This is a genomic window from Kitasatospora sp. NPDC056731 (assembly GCF_040687675.1).
Taxonomy (GTDB): Bacteria; Actinomycetota; Actinomycetes; order Streptomycetales; family Streptomycetaceae; genus Kitasatospora.
The window spans coordinates 510,457-534,937 of the sequence record NZ_JBFBNR010000001.1 but is presented as its reverse complement, the minus strand read 5'-3'; the positions used below and the strand labels follow the sequence as shown (position 1 = coordinate 534,937).

At 72.5% G+C, this 24,481-nt stretch carries 20 protein-coding genes and 1 tRNA gene; 4 read left to right on the top strand and 17 right to left on the bottom strand.

Translation table 11 applies throughout. From position 1 onward, the window contains the following. The 14 genes from AB0R04_RS02280 to AB0R04_RS02215 all read right to left on the bottom strand — a co-directional run. The coding region (locus AB0R04_RS02280; protein ID WP_363367307.1) for a 1-deoxy-D-xylulose-5-phosphate synthase N-terminal domain-containing protein at positions 1–1,075 on the bottom strand (1,075 nt) is incomplete at its 3' end. A gap of 126 nt (positions 1,076–1,201) precedes the next feature. Beyond that, positions 1,202–2,230: an adenosyl-hopene transferase HpnH gene (hpnH, locus tag AB0R04_RS02275; protein ID WP_363367305.1), complete on the bottom strand. Its 1,029-nt coding sequence runs from the start codon at positions 2,228–2,230 to the stop codon at positions 1,202–1,204. 2 nt (positions 2,231–2,232) lie between these two features. Continuing rightward, entirely contained in the window at positions 2,233–2,913 is a 681-nt protein-coding gene (locus tag AB0R04_RS02270) for a 1-hydroxy-2-methyl-2-butenyl 4-diphosphate reductase (RefSeq protein ID WP_363367303.1), read from the bottom strand. After that, on the bottom strand, positions 2,910–4,994 hold the full coding sequence (shc, locus tag AB0R04_RS02265) for a squalene--hopene cyclase (protein ID WP_244293508.1): 2,085 nt from the start codon (positions 4,992–4,994) through the stop codon (positions 2,910–2,912). The genes AB0R04_RS02270 and shc overlap by 4 nt, the downstream gene beginning before the upstream one ends. Positions 4,995–5,001: 7 nt before the next feature. Next, positions 5,002–6,072 (bottom strand): polyprenyl synthetase family protein, encoded by a 1,071-nt coding sequence (locus AB0R04_RS02260; RefSeq protein WP_063351559.1) that lies wholly within the window; start codon positions 6,070–6,072, stop codon positions 5,002–5,004. 257 nt (positions 6,073–6,329) lie between these two features. After that, positions 6,330–7,766 (bottom strand): hydroxysqualene dehydroxylase HpnE, encoded by a 1,437-nt coding sequence (hpnE, locus tag AB0R04_RS02255; RefSeq protein WP_363367301.1) that lies wholly within the window; start codon positions 7,764–7,766, stop codon positions 6,330–6,332. A 142-nt stretch (positions 7,767–7,908) separates the two neighbouring features. Then, complete coding sequence (gene hpnD, locus AB0R04_RS02250) at positions 7,909–8,766, bottom strand: presqualene diphosphate synthase HpnD (RefSeq protein WP_063350097.1); 858 nt, start codon at positions 8,764–8,766, stop codon at positions 7,909–7,911. Between the two features lie 41 nt (positions 8,767–8,807). Then, entirely contained in the window at positions 8,808–9,755 is a 948-nt protein-coding gene (gene hpnC, locus AB0R04_RS02245) for a squalene synthase HpnC (protein ID WP_363367299.1), read from the bottom strand. A 293-nt stretch (positions 9,756–10,048) separates the two neighbouring features. Further along, complete coding sequence (locus AB0R04_RS02240; protein ID WP_363367297.1) at positions 10,049–10,858, bottom strand: ABC transporter ATP-binding protein; 810 nt, start codon at positions 10,856–10,858, stop codon at positions 10,049–10,051. Continuing rightward, positions 10,851–11,792, bottom strand: coding sequence for an ABC transporter permease (locus tag AB0R04_RS02235; RefSeq protein ID WP_363367295.1), 942 nt, complete (start codon positions 11,790–11,792; stop codon positions 10,851–10,853). Before AB0R04_RS02235 ends, AB0R04_RS02240 begins: the two co-directional genes overlap by 8 nt. A 136-nt stretch (positions 11,793–11,928) precedes the next feature. Beyond that, positions 11,929–12,828 (bottom strand): glycosyltransferase, encoded by a 900-nt coding sequence (locus AB0R04_RS02230; RefSeq protein ID WP_063350093.1) that lies wholly within the window; start codon positions 12,826–12,828, stop codon positions 11,929–11,931. Continuing rightward, the gene (locus tag AB0R04_RS02225; RefSeq protein WP_063351558.1) at positions 12,825–13,562 is read right to left on the bottom strand and encodes a CDP-alcohol phosphatidyltransferase family protein; all 738 of its coding nucleotides are present in this window, start codon (positions 13,560–13,562) and stop codon (positions 12,825–12,827) included. The genes AB0R04_RS02230 and AB0R04_RS02225 overlap by 4 nt, the downstream gene beginning before the upstream one ends. A 91-nt stretch (positions 13,563–13,653) precedes the next feature. Further along, positions 13,654–14,715: an iron-containing alcohol dehydrogenase family protein gene (locus tag AB0R04_RS02220; protein ID WP_063350092.1), complete on the bottom strand. Its 1,062-nt coding sequence runs from the start codon at positions 14,713–14,715 to the stop codon at positions 13,654–13,656. After that, positions 14,703–15,458 (bottom strand): phosphocholine cytidylyltransferase family protein, encoded by a 756-nt coding sequence (locus tag AB0R04_RS02215; RefSeq protein WP_363367292.1) that lies wholly within the window; start codon positions 15,456–15,458, stop codon positions 14,703–14,705. Before AB0R04_RS02215 ends, AB0R04_RS02220 begins: the two co-directional genes overlap by 13 nt. 516 nt (positions 15,459–15,974) lie before the next feature. Here AB0R04_RS02215 and idi point away from each other — a divergent pair. Next, on the top strand, positions 15,975–16,631 hold the full coding sequence (gene idi / locus AB0R04_RS02210) for an isopentenyl-diphosphate Delta-isomerase (protein ID WP_363367291.1): 657 nt from the start codon (positions 15,975–15,977) through the stop codon (positions 16,629–16,631). A gap of 32 nt (positions 16,632–16,663) precedes the next feature. Here idi and AB0R04_RS02205 read toward each other — a convergent pair whose 3' ends face one another. Next, positions 16,664–17,083: an ATP-binding protein gene (locus AB0R04_RS02205; RefSeq protein ID WP_063351556.1), complete on the bottom strand. Its 420-nt coding sequence runs from the start codon at positions 17,081–17,083 to the stop codon at positions 16,664–16,666. Positions 17,084–17,575: 492 nt separating this feature from the next. Between AB0R04_RS02205 and AB0R04_RS02200 the strand changes: the two genes are divergently transcribed. Then, a tRNA-Leu gene (locus tag AB0R04_RS02200) sits at positions 17,576–17,660 on the top strand. A 358-nt stretch (positions 17,661–18,018) separates the two neighbouring features. Further along, entirely contained in the window at positions 18,019–19,701 is a 1,683-nt protein-coding gene (locus AB0R04_RS02195) for an APC family permease (RefSeq protein WP_363367289.1), read from the top strand. Between the two features lie 125 nt (positions 19,702–19,826). Here the strand turns inward: AB0R04_RS02195 and AB0R04_RS02190 are convergent, their stop codons facing one another. Further along, entirely contained in the window at positions 19,827–20,807 is a 981-nt protein-coding gene (locus AB0R04_RS02190; RefSeq protein WP_363367287.1) for a class I SAM-dependent methyltransferase, read from the bottom strand. Positions 20,808–21,416: 609 nt separating this feature from the next. Here AB0R04_RS02190 and AB0R04_RS02185 point away from each other — a divergent pair. Beyond that, complete coding sequence (locus tag AB0R04_RS02185) at positions 21,417–22,847, top strand: aldehyde dehydrogenase family protein (RefSeq protein WP_363367285.1); 1,431 nt, start codon at positions 21,417–21,419, stop codon at positions 22,845–22,847. A gap of 120 nt (positions 22,848–22,967) precedes the next feature. Here AB0R04_RS02185 and AB0R04_RS02180 read toward each other — a convergent pair whose 3' ends face one another. After that, on the bottom strand, positions 22,968–24,458 hold the full coding sequence (locus AB0R04_RS02180) for a glycine hydroxymethyltransferase (RefSeq protein WP_363367283.1): 1,491 nt from the start codon (positions 24,456–24,458) through the stop codon (positions 22,968–22,970). Between the last annotated feature and the right edge of the window lie 23 nt (positions 24,459–24,481).

Below are 24,481 nucleotides of genomic sequence, written 5' to 3'. Positions count from 1 at the left end.
GAAGGTGGCGATGCGCAACTGGCTCACACCGCACGACGGTACCCGCTCGCCGGGGGAGGGGGCGCGGCTTGAGCCTGTAGGGCATACCGGGTATAAGCTCGTCGCCGAACACCGAGGTCCAGGAGACTCCGCCGCTGGGCGAGATCGGCAGGCAGGTGTACGGGTCGATCGGGTTGACGGCGTGGAAGCGGTCGGCCTCGTCCTGTTCGGCGGGCCGGTAGCCGCGCCCCTTGACGGTGAGGCAGTGCACGATGACGGGGCCGCCGAAGTTGCGCGCCTGGCGCAGCGCCTGTTCGACGGCGCCGAGGTCGTGGCCGTCGATCGGCCCGAGGTACTTCAGCCCGAGGTCCTCGAACATGCCCTGGGGCGCGAAGGCGTCCTTGAAGCCCTTCTTGGCCCCGTGCAGCGCGTCGAAGATCGGCTGGCCGACGAGCGGGGTGCGCTGCAGCGCGCCCTTGCCGAGGGCGAGGAAGCGTTCGTACCCCTGGGTGGTGCGCAGGGTGGCCAGGTGGTTGGCGAGGCCGCCGATGGTCTTGGCGTAGGAACGCTCGTTGTCGTTGACGACGATGACCAGCGGCCGGTCGCGGGCCTCGGCGATGTTGTTGAGCGCCTCCCAGGCGAGCCCGCCAGTGAGCGCGCCGTCGCCGATCACCGCGACGGTGTGCCGGTCGTGCTGGCCGAGCAGTCGGGCGGCCTTGGCGAGGCCGTCGGCGTAGGACAGGGCGGTGGAGGCGTGCGAGTTCTCGACCAGGTCGTGTTCGGACTCGCCGCGCGAGGGGTAGCCGGAGAGCCCGCCCTTCATCCGCAGCCGGGAGAAGTCGTGGCGGCCGGTGAGCAGTTTGTGGACGTAGCTCTGGTGGCCGGTGTCGAAGACGATCCGGTCGTACGGGGAGTCGAAGACCCGGTGCAGGGCGATGGTCAGCTCGACCACGCCGAGGTTGGGCCCGAGGTGGCCGCCGGTGCGGGTGACGGCGTCGATCAGGAACGCGCGGATCTCGTCGGCGAGCAGCGGGAGTTCGGCCGCCGGAAGCTTTCGCAGTTCGGCCGGTGACGTGACGCTGGAGAGCAGTGACATGGGTACACCTCACGACTCGGAGTGGCGCGGTGGTGCCGCCGCCCGGCGGGGGCGGGGCCGGCCCGGGCGCGGGGCCCGGGCCGGACGGGGTGTCCTCGGGAGCGGTGGCGTGGTCGAACGACCGGCTCAGTGGCCGCGGTTGGCGCCGATGGTCTCGGTGATGGCGCGCAGCGACTCCTTGAGCGAGCCCATGGTGGCGAGTACGGCGGTCGGCTCGTAGCCGCAGTGCGCCATGCAGTTGGCGCAGCGCGGGTCCTTGCCGCGGCCGTACTTGCTCCAGTCGGTCTTCTCGACGAGTTCGCGGTAGGTGGGCACGTAGCCGTCGGCCATCAGGTAGCAGGGCCGCTGCCAGCCGAACAGCGAGTAGTTGGGGATGCCCCAGGGGGTGCACTCGAAGTCGGCCTTGCCCTCCAGGAAGTCCAGGAAGAGCGGGCTGTGGTTGAGCCGCCAGCGGCTCCGGTTGCCGCCGGAGAAGGCCTTGCGGAAGAGCTCCCGGGTCTGGTCGACGCCGAGGAAGTGCTCCTGGTCGGGGGCCTTCTCGTAGGCGTAGGCCGGGGAGATCATCATCTCGTCGACCTTGAGCTCGTCGTTGAGGAAGTCCAGCACCTCGATGATGGTCTGCGGGGTGTCGGTGTTGAAGAAGGTGCTGTTGGTGGTGACCCGGAAGCCGCGCCGCTTGGCCTCCTTGATCGCCGCCACCGCCTCGTCGAAGGTGCCCTCCTTGGCCACCGACTCGTCGTGCCGCTCGCGCATGCCGTCGATGTGCACGGCGAAGGTGAAGTACGGCGAGGGCTTGAACTTGTCCATCTTCTTGCGCATCAGCAGCGCGTTGGTGCAGAGGAAGACGTACTTGCGGCGCTCGACGAGCTGGCGGACGATCTCGTCGATCTGCGGGTGCATCAGCGGCTCGCCGCCGGCGATCGAGACCATCGGGGCACCCGACTCCAGGACCGCGCCGACCGCCTGGGCCACCGGCATGCGCTGCTTCAGCACACCCGCCGGGTGCTGGATCTTGCCACAGCCCTCACAGGCGAGGTTGCAGGCGAACAGCGGCTCCAGTTCGACGATCAGTGGGAACTTGTCCCGGCGCTTGAGCAGCTTCTGCTGCATGAGGTAGGTGCCGACCCGCACGGTCTGGCGCAACGGCATGGCCATGGCTAGCTCGCCTCCTGGGGGAGCGTCGAGGATGTGGGGTGGTTCAGGTCCGCGGGGCCGGGCCGGGACTCCTGCCGGTACCAGTCGACCAGGGCGGGGACCGCCGCCCGCAGGGTCCGCCAGGCACGCACCCCGGCCGGGAGGGTGCCGGGCCGCAGCAGTTCGCGCTCGGGGGTGTCCACGACCACCCGCAGGACGGCGGCGGGCAGCGTCGGCCGCCGTTCCCGCAGCGCGGCCAGCACGGCGGCGGCCTCCATGTCGACGGCGATCGCGCCCTGGAGGTGCAGGGCGCGCCGTTCGAGGCCGCGGACGACGTGGTCGGCGGTGTGGTGCACCCCGGCGTGCGCGGTCAGGCCGAGTTCCTTGAGGGCCCTGGCGAGCTCCGGCCCGGAGTCGACGGGGTACAGGTGCCCCTCCGCGTCGCGCACGCCGTCGGCGACCACGATGTCGCCCGGCAGCACGCCCGGGCCGACCGCGGCGCCGAAGCCGGCCACCACGACCGCGCCGTAGCCGCCGGGGGCGGAGCCGAGCAGCCGGCGGACGGTCAGCGCGGCCCGCCGCCGGCCCATGCCGGTGCGCACCAGCACCGGCGGCCCGCCGGCCGCGCCGCGCCAGTCGCCGCCGCGCAGCGCCCAGACCTCGGGGCCCAGCGCGCAGAGCACCAGCAGCGGGGCGGTGGTCACCGCGCCGCCCCGATCGCCGGGGTGTCGCCGTTGCGGCGGCCGAGGGCGGGGCTGCCGTGCAGGTAGCGGCCGAGCGCGGTGACCGGGAAGACCAGCCGGTACAGGTGGTAGTTGATGGAGAAGTCCCACGGGAAGCCGGTGCCGGTGAACTGCGGCTCGTCCCAGGTGCCCTCGGGCAGTTGGGTGCGCACCAGCCAGTCCACGCCGTGTTCCACCGCCGGGTTGGCCCGGCCGTCCGGGCCCTCGCCGGCCGCGAGCAGCGCCATCAGCGCCCATGCGGTCTGCGAGGCGGTGGAGTCACCGCGGCCGGCCCAGCGGGCCGGGTCCTCGTAGGAGCGCATGTCCTCGCCCCAGCCGCCGTCGGTGTTCTGCCGGTCCTCCAGCCAGCGGACGGCGCGCCGGATCGCCGGGTGCTCGTCCGGGACGCCGGCCGCGACCAGGGCGGGCAGCACCGAGCCGGTGCCGTAGATGTAGTTGGTGCCCCAGCGGCCGAACCAGGAGCCGTCCGCCTCCTGGTTGTGCAGCAGCCACTCGACGCCGCGCCGGGTGCGCCGGTCGCGGGCCCGGCCGGTCTCGGCGAGCATCTCCACCACGTGGGCGGTGACGTCGGCGGACGGCGGGTCGACCACCTCGCCGAAGTCGCAGAACGGCAGCTTGTTGGGCAGCGTGCTGGTGTTGTCGACGTCGAAGGCGCCCCAGGCGCCGTTCTTGGACTGCATGCCGAGGTTCCAGAGCACGCCGCGGTCCATCGCCGCATCGACCTTGGCCGGGTCGGGGTGGTCGACCCGGCCTAGCGCGAGCACCACCTCGGCGGTGTCGTCGATGTCGGGGTAGGTGTCGTTCTCGAACTCGAAGGCCCAGCCGCCGGGGGCCAGCGTGGGCCGCTGGACGGACCAGTCGCCGTCCTTGCGGATCTCCTCGCCGAGCATCCAGTCGACGGCCGAGACCAGCGCCGGGTGGTCGGCCGGCAGCCCGGCGTCGACCAGCGCGATGGTGGCCAGGCAGGTGTCCCAGACCGGGGACTGGCAGGCCTCCAGCCAGCGCCGGCCGTCCTCGGTGTGCACGGTGAAGCGGTCGAAGGAGGAGAGTCCGGCCTGCATCACCGGGTGCTCCAGCTCGTAGCCCTCCAGGTGCAGGGCGATCAGCGAGTACACGGCGGGCGGCTGGATGCCACCCCAGCAGCCGTCGGCCTCCTGCCGTTCAACGATCCAGCGGCAGGCCTGCGAGACGGCGAGCCGGCGCAGCGGGCGCAGGGCGCGGTGGTGGTAGGCGTGCAGGACCTTGTCGAGGCGCTCGAAGAGGCCGTCCCAGCTGGTGGCGGGGGCGAGCGGCCGGTCCGGGTAGGGGTGGTCCGGGTCGGTGTGCAGCTCGGTGAGCGGGAAGGGCGCCGGACGGACGGGGCGGTGGGCCGAGACGACGGTCAGCGGGACGATGGTCTGGCGGGCCCAGCAGCCGAAGGCGTAGATGTTCAGCGGCAGCCACTTGGGCAGGAAGATGATCTCGGGCGGCATCTCGGGGAGCCGTTCCCAGGGCCACCAGCCGAAGAGCGCGAGCCAGATCCGGGTGAAGACCCGGGCGGCCGCGATGCCCCCGGCGGAGCGGACGTACCGCGCGGCGGCCACCATGTGCGGGGCCTCGGGGTCGTCGCCGGCGAGTTTGAGGGCGACGTACGCCTCGACGGTGGTGGACAGTTCGGCCGGCCCGCCGTGGAAGGTGGCCCAGGTGCCGTCCTCCCGCTGCTGGGACCGGATCCATTCGGCGGTGGCCTTGGTCTGGTCCTCGGTCCGGATCCCGAGGAACTGCCGCAGCAGTAAGTCCTCGGCGTCCATGGTGACGTTGGTCTCCAGGTCGCCCTTCCACCAGCCCTCGGAGCTCTGCAGCGAGAGCAGGTGGGTGGTGGCGCGGGCCAGTGCCTCCCGCGCGTCGGCCGCTCCGAGGTCCGCCTCACCGGCCGGCCGGAGCTGGTCGGTGTCTTCGGGCTGCCACCGCCCGGCGCCCAGGAGGGTCGGGGGGCGGTCGCCCACCGCGACCGGCTCGGAATCGTACTCAGGGTCGAGCCGGCCGTCCGCGGTTGCTGTCAACGTAACGTCACCTCTCTCGTACCACCACGAATTCGGCGAGTGCGACGAAGTGCTCGCGCACCTCGTCGGACATGGGCACCTCGTCCAGGGCGGCGAGGGCAGTCGTGTGCTGGCGGCGGGCTTCCTCCTGGGTCCAGGCGCGGCCGCCGGCCTCCTCGATCAGCGCGGCCCGGGCGGCGAGCTCGGGCTCGCCCTCCTCGCCGCGGCCCTTCGGGTCGGCCAGCTGCTCGGCGAGCCGGCGCGAGGCCGCGCCGCCCTCGGCCAGCGCGGCGGCGACCGGCAGGGACTTCTTGCGCTGGCGCAGATCGCCCCAGTGCGGCTTGCCGGTGACCTCGGTGGCGCCCCAGATGCCGAGCAGGTCGTCCACCGCCTGGAAGGCCAGGCCCAGGTGGTGGCCGTAACGCTGGAGCGGTTCGGAGACCTTGTCGTCGGCCCCGGCCAGGACGGCGCCGATCGCCGAGGCGGCCGCCAGCAGCGCCGCGGTCTTGCCGCCCTCCATCTCCAGGCACTCGGCGACGGTGACGCTGTCGCGCTGTTCGAAGGCGACGTCCATGGCCTGGCCGTCGATCAGTCGGCGGGTCGCCGTGGTGAGCAGTCGGACGGCACGCGCGGCGTCGGTGGGGCTCGTACCGCCGGTCACCGCGGCGTCGAGCAGCACCTCCGTGCCGAGCGTCGCCAGGGCGTCGCCGGCCAGGATCGCCTGGGCCGGACCGAAGACCGTCCAGGCGGTGGCCCGGTGCCGTCGGGTCTCGTCACCGTCCATCAGATCATCATGGAGCAGGGAGAAGTTGTGCACCAGTTCAACCGCGACCCCGCCCGGCACGCCGACCTCGGCGGCGGCGCCGGTGGCCCGGGCGGAGAGCAGGGCCAGGGCGGGGCGCACGGCCTTGCCGCCGTCGCCCTTGGCCGGGGTGCCGTCCCGGTCGATCCAGCCGAAGTGGTACGCGGCGACGGTGTCCATCGGTGCGGCCAAACGGGCGACGGCGGACCGTAGCGGCGGGGTGCAGAGCGTGCGGCTGCGGGCCAGCAGCTCCGGCACCGAGACCGGTTCGGCGTGCGCCGTGCCTCCGACGGCGATGCCGGTGCGTGACTCCACGTGCGTTCCCTCTCCCTCGTGGTGCCGGACCGCCCGGGGCGGCCGGGTGCTTGCGCTGTCGGTGCGGCTGGTGTCGATGTGGCCGGTGTCGATGCGGCCGGTGTCGATGCGGCTCGGGTCGGTGCGGCTGGTGCCGGTGTCACCGCTGTCAGTGCCGCCGGTGCGGCCGGTGTCGTTACCGCCGGTGCGGTCGACGGGAGGCCCGCCGGCTCTGGCGGGGTCCCCGGCGGCGCCCGCCGTCACCGGGGCCACCTCCCGTCGCCCCGGTCCACCGGGAGCCGACTGCCGGCCGCGGCGAGCGCCGCGTCGGCCGCGGCGTGGCCGCTGCGCACGGCCCCCTCCATGGTCGCGGGCCAGCCGGTGGCCGTCCACGCGCCGGCCAGCAGCAGGCCGGGGACGTCCGTACGGGCCGACGGGCGCAGCAGCGCGCTGCCGGGCGCCGGGTCGAAGGTGGCGGTGCGCTCGCGGGTGACGAAGAAGTCCAGCACCTCGGCCCCGGCGGCGGCCGGGAGCAGCCGGGCCAGCTCCGGCAGGTACCGGCGGCGCAGCTCGGCGACCGGCAGGTCGATCTCGTCCTGGACGGCGGACTGCGAGAGCGCCAGGTACTGGGCGCCGGGGTGGGCCCGGCCGAGCCCGGTGCCGGCCAGGCCGGAGTGCGCGGTGCGGTCGAAGACCCACTGCACCGGGGAGCCGAGGGCGGCGAAGAACGGCCGGCGCAGCACCTTGCGGTCGTAGACCACGTGCACGTTGAGGATCGGCGCGGTGCCGAAGTCGGCCAGCCGGTCCTGGCCGGGGAGGGCGTTCGGGGGCAGCAGGGCGGCCGCGCTGTCCTGGGCGCCGGCCAGCACGACGGTCTCGGCGGCGAGCGGCTCCGCGCCGCCTTCCAGATGGACGGCGTGCTGGGGCACCGCCGGCTTGAGCTCCGTCACGCGGGCGCGCAGCAGCACCTTCACGCCGGCGCGTTCCAGCTCGGCGAGCGCCCGGTCGTGGTGGATCACGCCGAGCGGGACGGCGGCCATGCCGATGTCGGAGGCGCCCGGGTCGGAGAGCAGGCCGGTCTTGAAGACCATCGCCGCCAGCGCCAGCGACACCTGGTCGGCCCGGGCGTTCAGGGTGGCGACGCCGACCAGGTCCCAGAGGGCGGCGAGGGTGTTCGCGTTCTGCCCGTTGCGGCGCAGCCACTCGCCGAAGGAGATCTCGTCCAGTGCCGGGTCGGCGAGGTCCAGGCCCTGGAGCGCCAGCGCGCCGCGGACCACCCGGGCGCGGTCGGCCGGCCCGAGGTGCGGGTAGCGGGCGAGGCTGCCGGCCAGGTGCAGCGGGACGGGCAGGCCGGCCCGGCGCAGCCGCCCGAGGGTGCGCACCGGGGCCGCGTCCGGCCCGGCGACGGAGAGCACCGGGACGTCCAGCCGGTCCTGTACGTGGACCAGCCGGGCGGCGCCGAGCCGCTCCAGCAGGCCGCGGTAGGCGGTGCAGCAGCGCAGGTAGACGTGCTGGCCGTTGTCGACGGTCAGCTCGCCGCGCTGGAAGGAGAACGCCAGCCCACCGAGCCTGGGCCGCCCCTCGACCAGCGTGACCCGGTGGTCGGCCTCGGCCAGCCGCAGCGCGGCGGTGATCCCCGCCAGGCCGCCGCCGACCACCACGGCGGCCGGGCGCGCGGCATCGGCTCGCCCGGTCATCGGCCCTCCCCCTCGCGATTGCTGGACCGCCCTGCGGCGGTCGCTCCGGCCGGCACGCTCGTGACCGGCCCGGTCCTGGTCAACACTGCTCTGCCCGCTTGTGATTCCCCGCTGACACAGCGTGACAGAACTGCGGTGAGAATCAAGAACGCCCCCCGGCGAGCCCGGAAAGCGCGACGTACGCCTTCTCCCAGCCCGGCAGCGAGACCCGGCCGCGCAGGACGGACTCGGGGTCGGCGGCGATCCGGCCGAGCAGCCGGTGGTAGATCCCCGCCATCGCGGCGGTGCAGGCCCGGCTGCGGCGGTCGAGCATCGGCAGCAGCCGCAGGCCCTCCTCGAAGGCGGCCTGGGCGCGGGCGGCCTCGAAGGCCACCAGGCCGGTGAAGTCGGCGCCGACCGGCGGCCTGGGCAGCGCGAAGCCCTGCTCGCAGCCGAACCGGGCCAGGTCCTCGGCGGGCAGGTAGGTACGGCCGTTCAGGGCGTCCTCGCGCAGGTCGCGCAGGATGTTGGTGAGCTGCAGGGCCAAGCCCAGGGTGTCCGCGTAGCCCGCGCCGCGCTCGGGGTCGTCGCAGCCGTACACGCCGAGCGAGAGCCGGCCGACCGAGCCGGCCACGCAGCGGCAGTAGACCTTCAGTTCCTCGTAGGTCTGGTACTCGGCGCCCTTGAGGTCCATCTCGACGCCGTCGATCAGTTCGTCGAAGCCGCCGAGCGGGATCGGGAAGCGCCGGGCCGCGTCGGCCAGGGCGACCTTGATCGGGTCGGTGTCGTCCTCGGCGACCACCCCGGCGCGGACCTCGTCCACCAGTTCCCGGGTGCGCACCAGCGCCTCGGCCTTGCGGTCGGACGGAAGGTCCCCGTCGCCGATGTCGTCGACCCGGCGGGCCAGGGCGTACAGGGCCGACATGGCCAGCCGCTTGGGTTCGGGCAGCAACCGGATGCCGTAGCTGAAGTTGCGTGCCTGAAGTCCGGTGACTGCCTCGCAGTACCGGTACGCCGCCATGACCTGGGCCGACGCCAGTGGTGATGCCGCCACTCGGGCGTTCACCTTCCCTTCGCGAAGATTGCCGCCGCCTTCGCTGCGAGGCGGCGCTTGTCCGGCTTCGCCTGCTGCGCGAGCACGTCGTACCCGGCGTCCTCGATGGCCGCCAGGGCCGCGTACCCGCCGGCGGTGAATCCCGCCAGGAGCAGTCGAAGCCTCCCCCGAACCGTACCTACCAATGGCGCGCCGCGGTCGAGCAGGGTGCGGGCCCGCTGCACCTCGAAGGCGATCAGCTCGCGCACCGGGCCACTGGCGGTGGGGGCGGCGAGGTCCGCCTCGGTGACGCCGAACCGGGCGAGGTCCTCGGCGGGGAGGTAGATCCGCCCGTGGGCGAGGTCCTCGGCGACGTCCTGAAGGTGTTCGACCACCTGGAGGGCGCTGCAGATCGCGTCGGACAGCTCGATCCGCTCGGGGGTGGCGACACCGGCGATGGCCAGCACCAGGCGGCCGACCGGGTCGGCGGAGAGGGTGCAGTAGCCGATCAGGTCGTCGTAGCCGGCGTAGCGGGTGGTGGTCTGGTCCACCCGGTTGGCCTCGATCAGGCGGCGGAACGGCTCCGGGGTGAGCCCGTGCCGGTCGACCAGCGGGACGAGGCTGCGCAGCAGCGGGTGGCGGGGGCCCTCGGAGGCTCCCGGGTGGAGCGCCGCCTCGAAGACCCGGTCGAGATCGCGCTCCAGTCCGTCCAGCAGTGCGAGGCGGAAGGCGACCTCCTGCGGACTCGGCGGGCCGGACTGGGCCGAAGGGGTGGCGGGAGGCGTGGCCTCGACCCCGAGCAGGGCGGCGGTGGCGGCCGGATCGGCCAGGTCGCCGTCGCCGGCGTCGTCGACCAGCCGGGCGTAGCCGTAGACGGCCATCAGGTCGTCGCGCCAGGCCGCGGGCAGGAAGAACGGGGCGACCGGGAAGTTCTCCGCGCCCGCCTTGTCCAGGGTCTCCCCCGCGGAGCGGTTCACCGACGTATCTCTGGGCTGGGCCGAAGCCGACACTGCTGTCACTCCCCCGTTCTACACCGCTGGGCATCACCGGCCCGACTCGGACACGCGTCCGAGCGGGGGCGCCACCTCCGGCACACCGCCCCCGCGCATACAGCCTGACACCACGGGGCGCGCCGGAGAAGAGCGCCCCGCCCGGCGCACGGGGGCGCTCACCCCCGCGGCGGCGGGCCACCCGGGGCACCGGCGGGGGCGCACGAACAGGGGGCCGGCCCCGGAAAATCCCCGGAACCGGCCCCCTGGACGGCTTGTTATTACGGGCGCTCGCCGCGCTCGTAGCGGCCGACGACCTCTTCGGTCGGGCCGTCCATGATCAGCTCGCCGGCCTCGATCCAGATCGTCCGCTCGCAAACCTCGCGGATCGAGCTGTTGTCGTGGCTGACCAGGAAGACCGTACCGGCGGACTTGCGCAGTTCGTCGATCCGCTTCTTGCTGCGCTGCTGGAACGCCTGGTCGCCGGTGGCCAGCGCCTCGTCGATCAGCAGCACGTCGTGGGTCTTCGCGGCGGCGATGGCGAAGCGCAGGCGGGCGCCCATGCCGGAGGAGTACGTGCGCATCGGCAGAGAGATGAAGTCGCCCTTCTCGTTGATGCCGGAGAACTCGACGATGTCCTCGTAGCGGCTGCGCACGTCGGCCGGCGCCATGCCCATCGCCAGGCAGCCGAGGATGACGTTGCGCTCACCGGTGAGCTCGTTCATCAGCGCCGCGTTCACGCCCAGCAGCGAGGGCTGGCCGTTGGTGTAGATGCCGCCCTTCTCGGTCGGCAGCAGGCCCGCGATGGCGGCCAACATGGTCGACTTGCCGGAGCCGTTGGAGCCGATCAGGCCGATCGCCTCGCCCTTGTAGGCGGTGAAGCTGACGCCGCGCACGGCGTGCACCTCGCGCACGCCCGCGGAGCGCTTGCGGCTGATGATGCGGCTCATCGCCGAGGTGGCGCTGCCCTTGCCGGAGCCGGCGCCGTGCACCCGGTAGACGATGTGCACGTCGTCGACGACGACGGTGGGCTCGCGGGCGACGTCCGCGTCCCGGATGGTGTCCAGCTTGCTCAGTTCGACGTCAGCCACGGCCGTACTCCTCCTCGGCCTTCCAGAAGAAGACGTATCCGATCACGAACATCACGACCGCCCACCCGATGGCGAAGGTCCACTGGTGGTGCGGGAGTTCCTGGTGCGAGGGCTGGTGCGGGTTGTAGATGATCGGCGCGAAGGCGTGCCGCAGCAGGTCCATGTAGACCGAGGCCGGGTTGAGGGCCATCAGCGTCTGGATGTAGTGCGGCCATTCCTTGATCTTGTCCTCGATGCTGAACATCACGCCGGACAGGAACATCCAGGCCCGCATCACGAAGGGGATCAGCTGGGAGATGTCGCTGGTCTTGGAGCCGAGCCGCGCCATGACCAGGGCGATGCCCGTGTTGAACATCATCTGCAGCACCAGGGCCGGGATGATCAGCAGCCAGGTCCGGCCCGGCTTGATGCCGCTGACCAGCACGGTGCCGACCAGCACCACCATCGAGATCAGCAGCTGCTGGAGCTGGATCACGGTGAACGCGATCGGCAGCGAGGCCCGGGGGAAGTGCAGCGCTCGGATCAGCCCGAGGTTGTCGGCGATCGCCCGGGTGCCGGACTGCACCGCGTTCTGGGTGAACTGGAAGACGAAGACACCGATGCAGAGCCAGGCGATGTAGGTGTCCGGCGGGAAGTTGTCCTTGCTCTTCAGGATCACACCGAAGACCAGGTAGAACACCGCGCAGTTCAGCAGCGGCGTCACGACCTGCCACAGCTGGCCGAGCTTGGCGTCGGTGTACTGGGCCACCAGGCGGGCGGTGGCGAAGGCCCAGATGAAGTGGCGCCGGGCCCAGAGCTGCTTGGTGTAGGAGACCAGGCCGGGCCGCTTGCCGCTCACGGCCAGGCCGTACTTGTCCGCAAGCTGCTTGGGGGTCAGGCCCGCGTCCACCCCCCTGGGGGATGAGAGGCTGACGGGTTCACTCACTGTCGACACATTCGTCCTTCACGCGGGATCGGTCGGGGCGGCCGGTCGACGGGGGTCCGCCGGCCTTGCGCCGATGGGGATCCACTGGATCACGGGGAGAGTCCGGCCGGTGTGTGGCCACCGGCCGCAGCGATCGATCATTCGATCAGATGACCGGTGGCCGGCCCAGCCTGGTCAATCGCCAAACGGTACGCCATCGCATGGGCCGCCGCGGACCGCAGGGTTCGCGCCAGCCCGCCCGGAACCCGCCCCACCAGGCCTTCAGCGCCTCCGAGGAGGGGCGGCGGGCCAGGGTCAGCAGGAACCAGGTTCCCAGATAGAGAGGCACCAACAGGGCCGGAAGGTTCCGTCTGGCGAGCCAAACCCTGTTACGGGCGATGTTGTGGAAGTAGGTGGCGTGCCGGGCGGGCGAGGTCGTCGGGTGGTGCAGCACCACGTCCGCGCGGTAGTCGATGGCCCAGCCGGCGTCCGCCGCGCGCCACGCGAGGTCGGTCTCCTCGTGGGCGTAGAAGAACTCCGCGGGCAGCTGCCCGGCCTGCTCGAACACCGCGCAGCGCACGGCGGTCGCGCCGCCCAGGAAGGTGGTCACCCGGGACGAGCGCAGCGGGTCGCTGGCGCGCAGCCGGGGGACGTGCCGACGCTGGGTCACGCCGGTGTCGGGGTCGGCGATCCGGAAGGCCACGATGCCCAGCTCCGGGTCGGCGGTGAAGGCCTCGCGCAGCAGGCGGGCCGAGTCGGTGCGCGGCAGGTGCCCGTCGTCGTCCAGGAAGAGGACGGCGTCCACGTCCCGGCCGTCGCGGCCGAACAGCTCGATGCCGACGTTGCGCCCACCCGGGATGCCGAGGTTCTCCGGCAGCTCGACGCTGCGCACGCCCTCCGGCAGCGGCGGCAGCTCGGCGCCCTGGCCCACCACGGCCAGCTCGACCGCCGCGCCCTCCTGGGCGCGCACCGAGTCGATCAGGGCGGCCAGTTCCTCGGGGCGGTTGCCCATGGTGATGATGACGGCTCCGAGGCGGAAGCTCTCCGCGCTGGTCGGGGCGCTCATCGCAGCCTGCTGGAGAGGACGATGCTCAGCAGGTGCAGCACGGTCTGCAGCATGGCGATCGCCGCCAGCGCCACCACCGCGATCCGGGTGAAGAACAGCCCGCCGTGGACGGCGTCGGCGATCCCGGCCGCGAGGATCAGCAGCGAGGCCTCGACCGCGCCGACCAGGCGGTGGAACTTCAGGAAGGAGGCCGCCCGGCGGGCCTTGGCCACCGAGGACGAGCGCGGCACCGCGGCGCTGTCCTCGACCGCCGTCAGGCCGCTGCGAGCCCGGGCCACGTCCACCAGGTCCGTCTCGGACTTGATCAGGATCGCGCCGAGCGCGGCCAGCGTGCCCAGGAACGCCCACTCCCAGTGCGAGCCGCCGCCCTCGCGGTGCAGCAGGTCGGTGGCGCGCAGGCCCAGCCCGGTGAGCAGGGCCGCCTCGGACATGTAGTGGCCGACCCGGTCCAGGTAGACGCCGGTGAGCGAGGTCTGCCGGCGCCAGCGGGCCACCTCGCCGTCCACGCAGTCCAGCAGCAGGTAGACCTGGATCAGCAGGGCCCCCAGGACCGCGCCCGCGATGCCCGGCACGACCAGCGCGACGCCGGCCAGGACGCCGGTGAACATCATCAGGTACGTCAGGCCGTTCGGCGTGATCGCCGTCACGGTGGAGAGCACGCGGGTGATCCGCAGCGAGATCCGCCGCATGTACAGGCGCCCGGCCCAGTGCTCGGCGCTGCGGCGCTGGAGCATGCCCTCCGGGTGGATCACCGCGCGCAGTTCCTCGATCGAGGGCCGGCGGGTCAGGTCCACCGGGGGCCGCTCGGCGCCCGTGGTGGAGGGGTCAGCTGTTGACGGCTTGGACATAGTCGGCGTACGCGTCCCTGATTGCTGAGGGGGAGAGGTCGAGGTGCTCAAGGATGGTGAAGCGCCCCGGGCGGGTGTTCGGAGCGTAGTGCACCGCATCGGTGAACTCCGCCTCGGTGAAACCGATCTGAGCTGCGGTCACCGGCAGTCCATGGCTCGCCAGGCGCTCCACGATCAGACCGGTCAGCTCGCGCTCGCCCCGCAGGAAGCTGGCGAACGCGGCGCCGAGGCCGACCTGTTCGCCGTGCTGGGCGGAACGCTTGGGGTACAGCACGTCCAGAGCATGCGAGATCTCGTGGCAGGCACCCGAGGAAGGCCGGGTGCTGCCCGCGATGTTCATCGCGATGCCGGACAGTACCAGGGCTTCCGCGAGGGCCGTGAGGAGGTCCTGATCCTGAGTGTTACCTGGGTGCCGCAGCAGGTTCTCGCCGGCCGAGCGGGCCATCGCCACGGCCAGTCCGTCCACCGGCTCGCCGGTGACCGCGTGCGACAACTCCCAGTCCGCGCAGGCGGAGATGTTGGAGACCACGTCGCCGATGCCGGCTGCCACGAAGCGCGGCGGGGCCTGCCGGATCACGTCCAGGTCGACGATGATTCCGATCGGGCTGGGCACCCCGTAGGAGCCGCGCCCGGCGTCGTTGTCGAGCGTGGAGACCGGCGAACAGATGCCGTCGTGGGCCAGGTTGGTGGCGACCGCGACCAGCGGCAGGCCGACCCGGGCGGCGGCGTACTTGGCGGCGTCGATGATCTTGCCACCGCCGAGGCCGACCATCGCGTCGTAGTGTCCGCCGCGCACCGACTCGGCCAGGCGCACCGCGCTGTCCAGGCTGCCGTCGTCGACGTTGTACCAGTCGGCGCCGGGCAGGGCCGGCTCCAGGCGCCGGCGCATCGCCGCGCCCGAGCCGTTGCTGATCGCCACCGCGATCCGGCCCGAGGCGGACAGCCGCTGGTCGGCGAGGATGCCGCCGAGCGCGTCCAGCGCGCCCGGGCGGACCTCGACGAACAGCGGCGACGGGACCAGCCGGGTCAGTACTGGCACGCGATCTCCCGCGCCTTCGCCAGGTCGTCGTGGTTGTCGACCTCGACCCAGGAGACCTCGCCGATCGGCTGCACGTCGATCCGCAGGCCGCGGTTGACCATCTCCTGGTAGCCGTCCTCGTAGTACAGCTGCGGGTCGCGCTCGTAGGTGGCGCGCAGCGCGTCGGTCAGGTCGACGGCGGCGGCGGGGTTGATCACGGTGACGCCGATGTACTCGCCGGTGGCCTCCGTGGGGTCCATCAGCTTGGTGATGCGGCGCATGCCGGCGGCCGGGTCGACGACGACCTTCATCTCCTCGTCGGCGAGCTTCTTCACCGTGTCGAGGGCCAGCAGGATGCCGGGGGCGGTGCCGGCCTCGACGAGGCGCTGGTTGCCCTCCAGCATGGTGCGCTGCACGGACGCCGGGTGCACGGTGTCGCCGTTGGCCAGCAGCAGGCCCTCGGCGAAGAGCTCACGGGCGCACCAGAGCGAGTACGCGTTGTTCCACTCCTCGGCCTTGTCGTTCTCGACCAGGTGGAGCTTGACGCCGTACTTGCTCTCCAGGGCGTCCTTGCGGTCGTACACCGCTTCCTTGCGGTAGCCGACGACGATCGCGGCCTCGCGGATGCCGACCTCGGCGAAGTTGCCGAGGGTGAGGTCCAGCACGGTCCGCTCCCCGTCGACCGGCACCAGCGCCTTGGGCAGGGTGTCGGTGTACGGGCGCAGCCGGCGGCCGGCGCCGGCTGCCAGAACGAGGCCGATCATGCGGGGTCTCCTGATCCGTCGTGCGGTGCGCGGGGCGGTGCGCGCGGGGTGCCGGGGCACCGGCTTTCCGTCCGGCCGGGCCGCGAATCGGCGCGCCGGTGCCGCCGCGAGTGCGGGCACCGTGCCGTAAGCGATGGTAGGCGACCCGGGCGGCCGACCCGAACGCGGCCGGGGGCCGCGAGGTGACGGGAGGGTGGCGATGCGGTGATCGAACGCGGGGGCGAGGCGATGATCGAACGAGGGGGCGAAGCGGCGATCGAACGCGACTCGAACGAATGCCGAACAATTCTGCTATTCCGATGACCCTTCCGGGAGCGACTTGGACCCATCTGTGCCCGGAATCGACCTGCGGACGGTCATGATCTGCCCGGTTGTGCGTGGGACCCGTCCCCACCGCCACCCATACGGCAGACTGGAGCCCGACGCCGGCGCCGGTGCCCCCGCTGCGTCCGCTGCACCCGGTGTACCGGACGTACCCCGATGCTTCCGTTGCTCCCCCCTCCCGAAAGAGGCCCCATGCCCCAGAGCCTGCCGACCAACCCGACACACTTCGACTCCGAGATCGACACCGGTCTCGACGTCGAGACGGACGTGACGGTCGCCCCGGGGGCCTCGACCGGGACCGCCGGCACCGGTCCCGAGATCCTGCTGGAACTGGTCGACGACGAGGGCGTCACCACCGGCACCGCCGAGAAGCACTGGGCACACCAGCAGCCCGGCCGGCTGCACCGCGCGTTCTCGGTCTTCCTCTTCGACCGCCAGGGGCGGCTGCTGCTCCAGCGGCGGGCACTCGGCAAGTACCACTCCCCCGGCGTCTGGTCGAACACCTGCTGCGGCCACCCGTACCCGGACGAGCCGCCGTTCGTCGCCGCCGCCCGCCGCACCGCCGAGGAGCTCGGCATCGCGCCGGCGCTGCTCTGCGAGGCGGGTACGGTCCGTTACGACCTGCCGGACGAGGCCACCGGGCTGATCGAGCGGGAGTGGAACCACCTGTTCGTCGGGCTGGTGACCGCGCCCGTCGAGCCCAACCCCGACGAGGTGGACGACTACGCCTTCGTGACCGCGCAGGAACTGCGGGAACTGCGCGCCGAGCGGCCGTTCTCGGTGTGGTTCGAGACGGTCTTCGAGGCGGCGCTGCCGGGGATCCGGGAGATCGCCGGGCGGGACTGGTAGGCGGGCGGGACCGGTCGGCGGGCCCGCGGCGCTCAGTCGTCGGTCTCCGGAGGGACGGGCAGCGAGGCCCAGATGACCTTGCCGCCCTCCCCCGTCCGCTCCACGTCGCACACCCCGCCGGCCTGCAACGTCACGCTCTTCACCAGCAGCAGGCCGCGGCCACCGGTCCGCCCGGTGTCGCTCTCCAGCGCCTTCGGCCGGTACGGGTCACCGTCCTCGACCGACACCCGGACCCAGCCCCGGCGGACCGCCAGCTCGGTCGTCACCTCCGGCGACAGCTTCGCCGCGTGCGTCACCGCGTTGCTCACCAGCTCCGAGACGATCAGCAGCACGTCGTCCACCAGCTCCTGGTAGCGCACCCCGGCCATCCCCTGGGCCAGCAGGCGGTCACGGACCGCGTGCCGGGTCAGCGGCACCGAGGCCTCCTCGGCCGGCACCGGGAAGCGCCACACGCCCTCGACCGGTCCGGCGGGTGCGCGTTCCGGCCCGGTGCGTCTTGGCTCGGCGGGTGCGCGCTCCGGTCCGGCGCGTCTCGGCTCGGCCTTCGCCGCCCCGCTGATCTGCTCCACGTCCAGCCGCCCTTCGTCCGCGACCCGGGAGTGTCCGCGACCCGGGAATCAGGCGTTCCGCTCATGGCGCCCTCGATCCACAGAGGCTAGGAGAGGCACCGCCGGGACCGTGGCACCGTCGACAACTTGCCCGTGTCGGACCGCTTCCGGCCGGAACGGACCGCGGCCGCCGCCGGGGTCGACCGTTTCCTTCGCGCTCGCCACCGCTTCGGCCGGGGTTCGCGCACCGTGGCGACCCATCCCAGCCAGCCCGACCACCCCGACCGACCCGGACGTCCCCCCACCCGGGGAAACGCAGGTGAGAAGCACTCCAGAACCCTGGTAATGTTCTCTCTGTCGCCGAGGGGGCGAGAAAAACCCCGAAGCACACACCCTGTCCGGGTGGCGGAATGGCAGACGCGCTAGCTTGAGGTGCTAGTGCCCTTTATCGGGCGTGGGGGTTCAAGTCCCCCCTCGGACACAACCGAATTCCCCGTGGGATCCGAAAGGAACCCGCGGGGAATTTCTTTTTCCCGGCGTGCCGTCGCCATCCACGGGTTCTTCCGGGTCCTCTCGGATGCTCGCAGGTTCTCTCGGGTTCTCCGTGCGGACCGGGTGGCCACTGCGGCGCTCGCGACCCCCGCAACCGCTGTGACCCAGGCGACTTCTGCGGCTGTCGTGACCCGGAAAGCGGACACGAGATGGCAACGATCGGACAGTTTGAGCTTCCCTTGAGGTATTCGCCCGTTTTGGCCCCATAGGCTGTCGCCGTTTGTCCGGAAACCAGCGTAAAAACCACGACACCACCCGATGAAACCCCGAGCGAGAGGACCGATACGTTGAGTGAGCCAGAGTCTCCGACGGCATCACATCAGAACTACCGGCGATCGCTCGGCACCATCAGCCTCACCGCCGTGGGGCTCGGATCGATCATCGGATCCGGGTGGCTGTTCGGCGCCGAGCGCGCCGCCCGGCTGGCCGGCCCCGCGTCGATCCTGGCCTGGGTGATCGGGGCCGCCGTGGCACTGACCATCGCGCTCACCTACAGCGAGCTCGGGTCGATGTTCCCCAAGGCCGGCGGCATGGTCCGGTACGGCCAGTACTCGCACGGCTCGCTGGCCGGCTACCTCGCCGCCTGGGCCAACTGGATCGCCATCGTCTCGGTCATCCCCGGCGAGGCCACCGCCTCCGTCCAGTACATGAGCTCCTGGCACTTCGGCTGGGCACAGGGGCTGTACAACGGCAAGGAACTCACCCTGAGCGGGGTGGCACTGGCCAGCGTGCTGCTGGTCGGCTACTTCATCCTCAACTGGTTCGCCATCACGATGTTCGCCAAGACCAACACGGCGATCACCGTCTTCAAGGTCATCGTCCCGACCCTGACCGCCGGCGCGCTGCTGTTCGCCCATTTCGACACCGCCCACTTCACCGACCACGGCGGCTTCGCGCCGAACGGCTGGAGCGCCGTGTTCACCGCCGTCGCGGTGTCCGGCATCGTCTGGGCCTTCAACGGCTTCCAGTCCCCGCTCAACCTGGCCGGCGAGGCCCGCGACCCCGGCAAGTCGCTGCCCAAGGCCGTCATCGGCTCGATCCTGATCGCCCTGGTGATCTACGTCGCGCTGCAGATCGCCTTCATCGGTGCCATCCCGGCCGCCGACCTGTCGCACGGCTGGAGCAGCCTCGCCTACACCTCGCCGCTCGCCGACCTCGCGATGGTCTGGGGCCTCAACTGGCTCGCCCTGCTGCTGTACGCGGACGCCTTCGTCTCCCCCAGCGGCACCGGCATGATCTACGCCGCCACCACCTCGCGCATGATCCACGGCGTGCAGGAGAACGGCCACCTGCCGAAGATCTTCGGCAAGGTCGACGCCAAGACCGGCATCCCGCGCCCGGCCCTGGTGCTCAACCTGGTGGTCGCCTTCCTGTTCCTCGCGGTCTTCCGCGGCTGGGGCTCGCTGGCCGAGATCGTCTCGGTCGCCACCGTGATCTCGTACGTCACCGGCCCGGTCGCCGTGATGGCGCTGCGCCGCCTCGCGCCGGACCTGCCCCGGCCGGTCCGGCTGCGGGCCATGCCGGTCATCGCGCCCGTGGCGATGGTGTTCGGCTCGCTGGTCCTGTACTGGGCCCGCTGGCCGCTCACCGGCAAGGTCATCCTGCTGATGGCCGCCGGTCTGCCGATCTGGGCCTGGTACGAGCTGCGCAAGCCGTGGGCCGAGCTGAAGCCGCACCTGAAGGCGGGCGCCTGGATGGTCGCGTACCTGTTCGTGATGGCCGGCGTCTCCTGGGCCGGCAGCACCGACTTCGGCGGCCAGGGCTACCTGCCCGAGGGCTGGGACCTGCTGGTCGTCGCGGCCATCGCGCTGGCCTTCTACTACTGGGGCGTCGCCAGCGCCTGGGCCAACCCGTCCCTGGCCGCCGTCCGGCGCGAGCTGGCCGAGGAGGCCGCGGCCGCCGAGGGCTCCGACGGCTCTGCGGGCTCCGCGGGCTCCGGCCAGGAGCCGCGGGAGGCCTCGCGGGCCTGAGGGAACGGGCATCGCTGAAGGGCCGGTCGAGTTCGTCGACCGGCCCTTCGGCGTTGGCGGGGCGGGACAGGGCGGGGCCGAGTGTCGGGTGACAGTCGGACCCGTCGGCCGTCGGCGGGCGGCCGTCAGCCGCGGCGGGCGCGGCGGATGACGGAGGTGACGACCGGGGGCAGCAGGTCGCGGGCGGCGCGCTTGGCGACATTGGCCGGGCGGCGCAGTTCGGCGGCGCGGGCCCGGCGGGCGGCGAGGTCGCGGGCGGCCTCCTCCTGGACCGCTTGGCGGGACTGCGAGGCCTCGTCCCGGGCCGCCTCGGCGGCCAGCCGCCGGTGGTGGCGGGAGGGGCGGAACGCGCCGATCCCGTCCGAGTCGCCGGTCATCCGGAGCACCTGCTGCCCGTTCAAGGTCTCGGAGCTGAGGTAACAGCCGGAGGCGAGGTCCACCCGGTCGAGCAGATCACGCTGGAACGGCTCCGGATCCCCCCAGGTGCCGTAGAACTTGCACTCGGTCAACATGATCGGCTTGAGCCCGTGGTTGAAGACCGCGCCCCAGGTCGCGGCGGCCACGCCCGGGGTGTGCTGCGAGCGGTAGTCGTCCAGGACGACGACACCCTGGTCCTGGAGCGCGACACGGGCCACCTGGAGGTCGCCCACGACGTGCTCGTACAGGTGCGAGGCGTCGATGTGGATGAAGCGGAACGTGCCCGCCGCGATCCGCCCGCCGGCCAGGGCGGAGGTCGGGGCCTGGATTATCTCCGGCAGTTCCTCGTGGAAGGCGAGGTAGTTGACCTCGAAGGCCGAGCGGGTCAGCGACTTCCGGTAGGAGGTGTCCATCTCGGCCGCGTTCTCGTCGTCCGGCGCGTCCGAGTCGAAGAGGTCACAGACGGTGAAGGACTCGCCGGGCTGGAGGTGCTCGCCGATCACGATCGCGCTGCGGCCCAGGTACGCGCCCATCTCCAGCAGGTTACCGGTGACCCCGGTCTTCTCCTGCCGTCCCATGAACCAGTCGAACGAGTGCCGGTCATGGTCCCAGAACCAGCCCGGAACGTCCTCCAGCACGGCTGGTTCGGCAGGCCGCTGCGACTCGTCCTTCAACGCGGCATCGGTCACGGGATGCTCCTTATGCGGTACGGATGACCTGCGGATTTGAGCCAGACCTCAGCCCGGTGGAAGCCCCCGCCCGACCGTGGGACGCGCTGGTCCCGGACCATGTGCACCACTACGAACCACTGGCAACAGTAGTGCCTCACCGCTGAGTTCGCTGCAATCTACAGCGGTGCCCGCAGGCGTGAGGAGCTTTTCGCGCAATGATTTTCGCGGACCGTCGTTTCGCTGTCGGAGGGTGAACGCGGAGCCTTCGGGACGGTTCGTCCGGTGTCCCGCGACGGCGGACCGCCGCCCGGCTGGTCGCGCCGCACGCTGATCGTCAACTGGACGTCCGGGGGCGGGCGGTGGAGCTGACGGCGGAGGCGGTGACGAGGCCGGTGGGCGGGCGGCCGCCCCGGTGCCGTGGCCGTGCGAGGTCCTTGAGCGGTCGGACGAGCGGGGCGCGGGCGCGGGGACCGAGCCGTTCGACGAGTACACCGCGCGGTTCGCCCCGGGGTAACCCGCCGGCCCACCGGGCCGGATTGGCTCTTGCGCACGGCCGACCGGGCCGCCTTGACTGGCCCCTTGACTAGCGCTGTTGGTCAATCGGCCGACCGGATGAGAGGACACTCGGTGCAGCAGCACGCGGAGTACGGCGACCAGTACATCGACGGCGCCTGGCGGCCCTCCCTGGACGACGCCGGGTCGATCGAGGTGCTGAACCCGGCGACCGAGCAGGTGCTCGCCACCGTGCCGGCCGGCGGGTCGGCCGACGTCGACGCCGCGGTCGCCGCGGCCCGCCGGGCGGCCCGCGGCTGGGCGACGACCGCCCGCGCGGACCGGCTCGCCCTGCTGACCCGGCTGCGGGACGGAATCGCCGCCGCCCAGGAGGAGATCACCGCCACCGTGGTCGCCGAACTCGGCGCCCCGGTCGGCTTCGCCGCCGCCGTGCACGCCGGACTGCCGCTGACCGTGGCGACCTCCTACCTGACACTGCTCGCCGAGCACCCCTTCGAGGAACGGATCGGCAACTCGGTGGTGCTCGCCGAGCCCGCCGGGGTGGTCGCGGCGATCACGCCGTGGAACTACCCGCTGCACCAGATCGTCGCCAAGGTCGTCCCGGCCCTGGCGGCCGGCTGCCCGGTGGTCCTCAAACCCGCCGAGGACACCCCGCTGGTGGCCCGGCTGTTCGCCCGGCTGGTGCACGAAGCGGGCTTCCCCGCAGGCGCGTTCAACCTGGTCACCGGCACGGGCGCGGTGGCGGGTGCGGCGCTCGCCGCCCATCCGGGCGTGGACGTGGTCTCGTTCACCGGATCCACCGCCGTCGGCCGGCAGGTCGCCGAGACGGCCGGCCGGGGTCTGAAGCGGGTCTCCCTGGAACTCGGCGGCAAGTCCGCCAACGTGGTGCTGCCGGGCGCGGACCTGACCCGGGCGGTCAACGTCAACATCGCCAACGTGTTCGCCAACTCGGGCCAGACGTGCAGCGCGTGGACCCGCCTGCTGGTGCACCAGGACCAGTACGAGGAGGCCGTCGCGACAGCCGCGAAGGCCGCCGCCAAGTACGCCCCGGGCGATCCGACCGACCCGCAGACCCGGATCGGCCCGCTGGTCAACGCCAAGCAGCTGGCCCGGGTGCGCGGTTACGTCGAGGGCGCGCTCGCCGCGGGCGCCCGGCTGGTCGTCGGCGGCGCGGAGCCCGTCCCGGGTCTGCCCACCGGCTTCTACGTCCACCCGACCGTGCTCGCCGACGTCACGGGGGACATGGCGATCGCCCGGGAGGAGGTGTTCGGCCCCGTCCTGGTGGTCCTCCCCTACCGGGACGAGGACCACGCCGCCGAACTCGCCAACGACACCGAGTACGGCCTGGCCGGCGGCGTCTGGGCCGCGGACACCGACACCGCCGCCGCCTTCGCCCGCCGCCTCGACACCGGCCAGGTCGACCTCAACGGCGGCCGCTTCAACCCGCTCGCCCCGTTCGGCGGCTACAAGAGCTCCGGCCTCGGCCGCGAACTGGGCCGCCACGGGCTGGAGGAGTTCCTCCAGTACAAGTCGCTGCAGTACTGACCTCGGTACCGAGCGGGGTGCCGGCCTCGGCGCCGGCTCCGGGCCCGCCGCAAGTGGGGCGGCGGGCCCGGGGGTTCGGGTTTCGGGGTCGGTCGGACGAGTCCGGTCGGGCGGGGCCGGTCAGGTGAGGTCGACGCCCGGGTAGAGGGGGAAGGGGGCGAGGAGGTCGGTGGCGCGCTTGGCGACGCCGTCGCGCACGGCGTCGTCGAGGCGGTACTGGGCCTTGGAGGGGGCGCCGCCCGCGGTGGTGGTCGGGGTGGTAGCGCGCAGGACGGTGTCGATCAGGGCGGCGATCTCGTCCATCTCGGCGGTGCCGAGGCCGCGGGTGGTGAGGGCCGGGGTGCCGAGGCGCACGCCCGAGGTGTACCAGGCGCCGTTCGGGTCCTGCGGGACGGAGTTGCGGTTGGTGACGACGCCCGAGTCCAGCAGCGCCGCCTCGGCCTGACGGCCCGTCAGGCCGTAGCCGGAGACGTCGGCGAGGACGAGGTGGTTGTCGGTGCCGCCGGTGACCAGCCGGCCGCCGCGGCGCAGCAGGCCCTCGGCGAGCGCCCGGGCGTTGTCCACGACGGCGCGGGCGTAGGTCTGGAACTCGGGTCGGCGGGCCTCGGCGAAGGCGACCGCCTTGGCGGCCATGACGTGCGAGAGCGGTCCGCCGAGCACCAACGGGCAGCCGCGGTCGACGTGTTCGGCCAGTTCGGTGTCGCACAGCACCATGCCGCCGCGCGGGCCGCGCAGCGACTTGTGGGTGGTCGTGGTGACGATCTGGGCGTGCTGGACGGGGTCGTGGTCGCCGGTCAGCACCTTGCCCGCGACGAGGCCGGCGAAGTGCGCCATGTCGACCATGAGGGTCGCGCCGACCTCGTCCGCGATCTCGCGCATCCGCCGGAAGTCGACCAGTCGCGGGTAGGCGGAGTAGCCGGCGACCAGGATCAGCGGGCGGAACTCCCGGGCGGTCTCGCGCAGCGCGTCGTAGTCGATCAGGCCGGTGGCCGGGTCGGTGCCGTAGCTGCGCTGGTCGAACATCTTGCCCGAGATGTTGGGTCGGAAGCCGTGGGTGAGGTGGCCCCCGGCGTCCAGGGACATGCCGAGCATCCGCTGGTTGCCGAGCGACTGGCGCAGCTGCGCCCAGTCCTGCTCGGTGAGGTCGTTGACGCCCCGGACCTTGGCCCGCTCCAGCGCCGGGCTCTCCACCCGCTGGGAGAGGACGGCCCAGAAGGCGGTGAGGTTGGCGTCGATGCCGGAGTGCGGCTGGACGTAGGCGTGGTCGGCGCCGAACAGGGCGCGGGCGTGCTCGGCGGCGATGGTCTCGACGGTGTCGACGTTGCGGCAGCCCGCGTAGAAGCGCCGGCCCGCGGTGCCCTCGGCGTACTTGTCGCTGAGCCAGTTGCCCATGGCGAGCAGGACGGCCGGGGAGGCGTAGTTCTCGCTGGCGATCAGCTTGAGCGAGGCGCGCTGGTCCTCCAGCTCCTGGCCGATGGCGGCGGCGATCCGCGGCTCCACGCCGGCGACCACGTCGAGGGCGCTGCGGAAGGCGGTGTCGGCGGCCGCGCCGGCGGCGGTGTGCGGGGCCTGAGCGGCCTCAACGGCATGAGGGGTGTGCGGGGTGGCCAAGGCGGTCTCCTCGTGGTGCACGG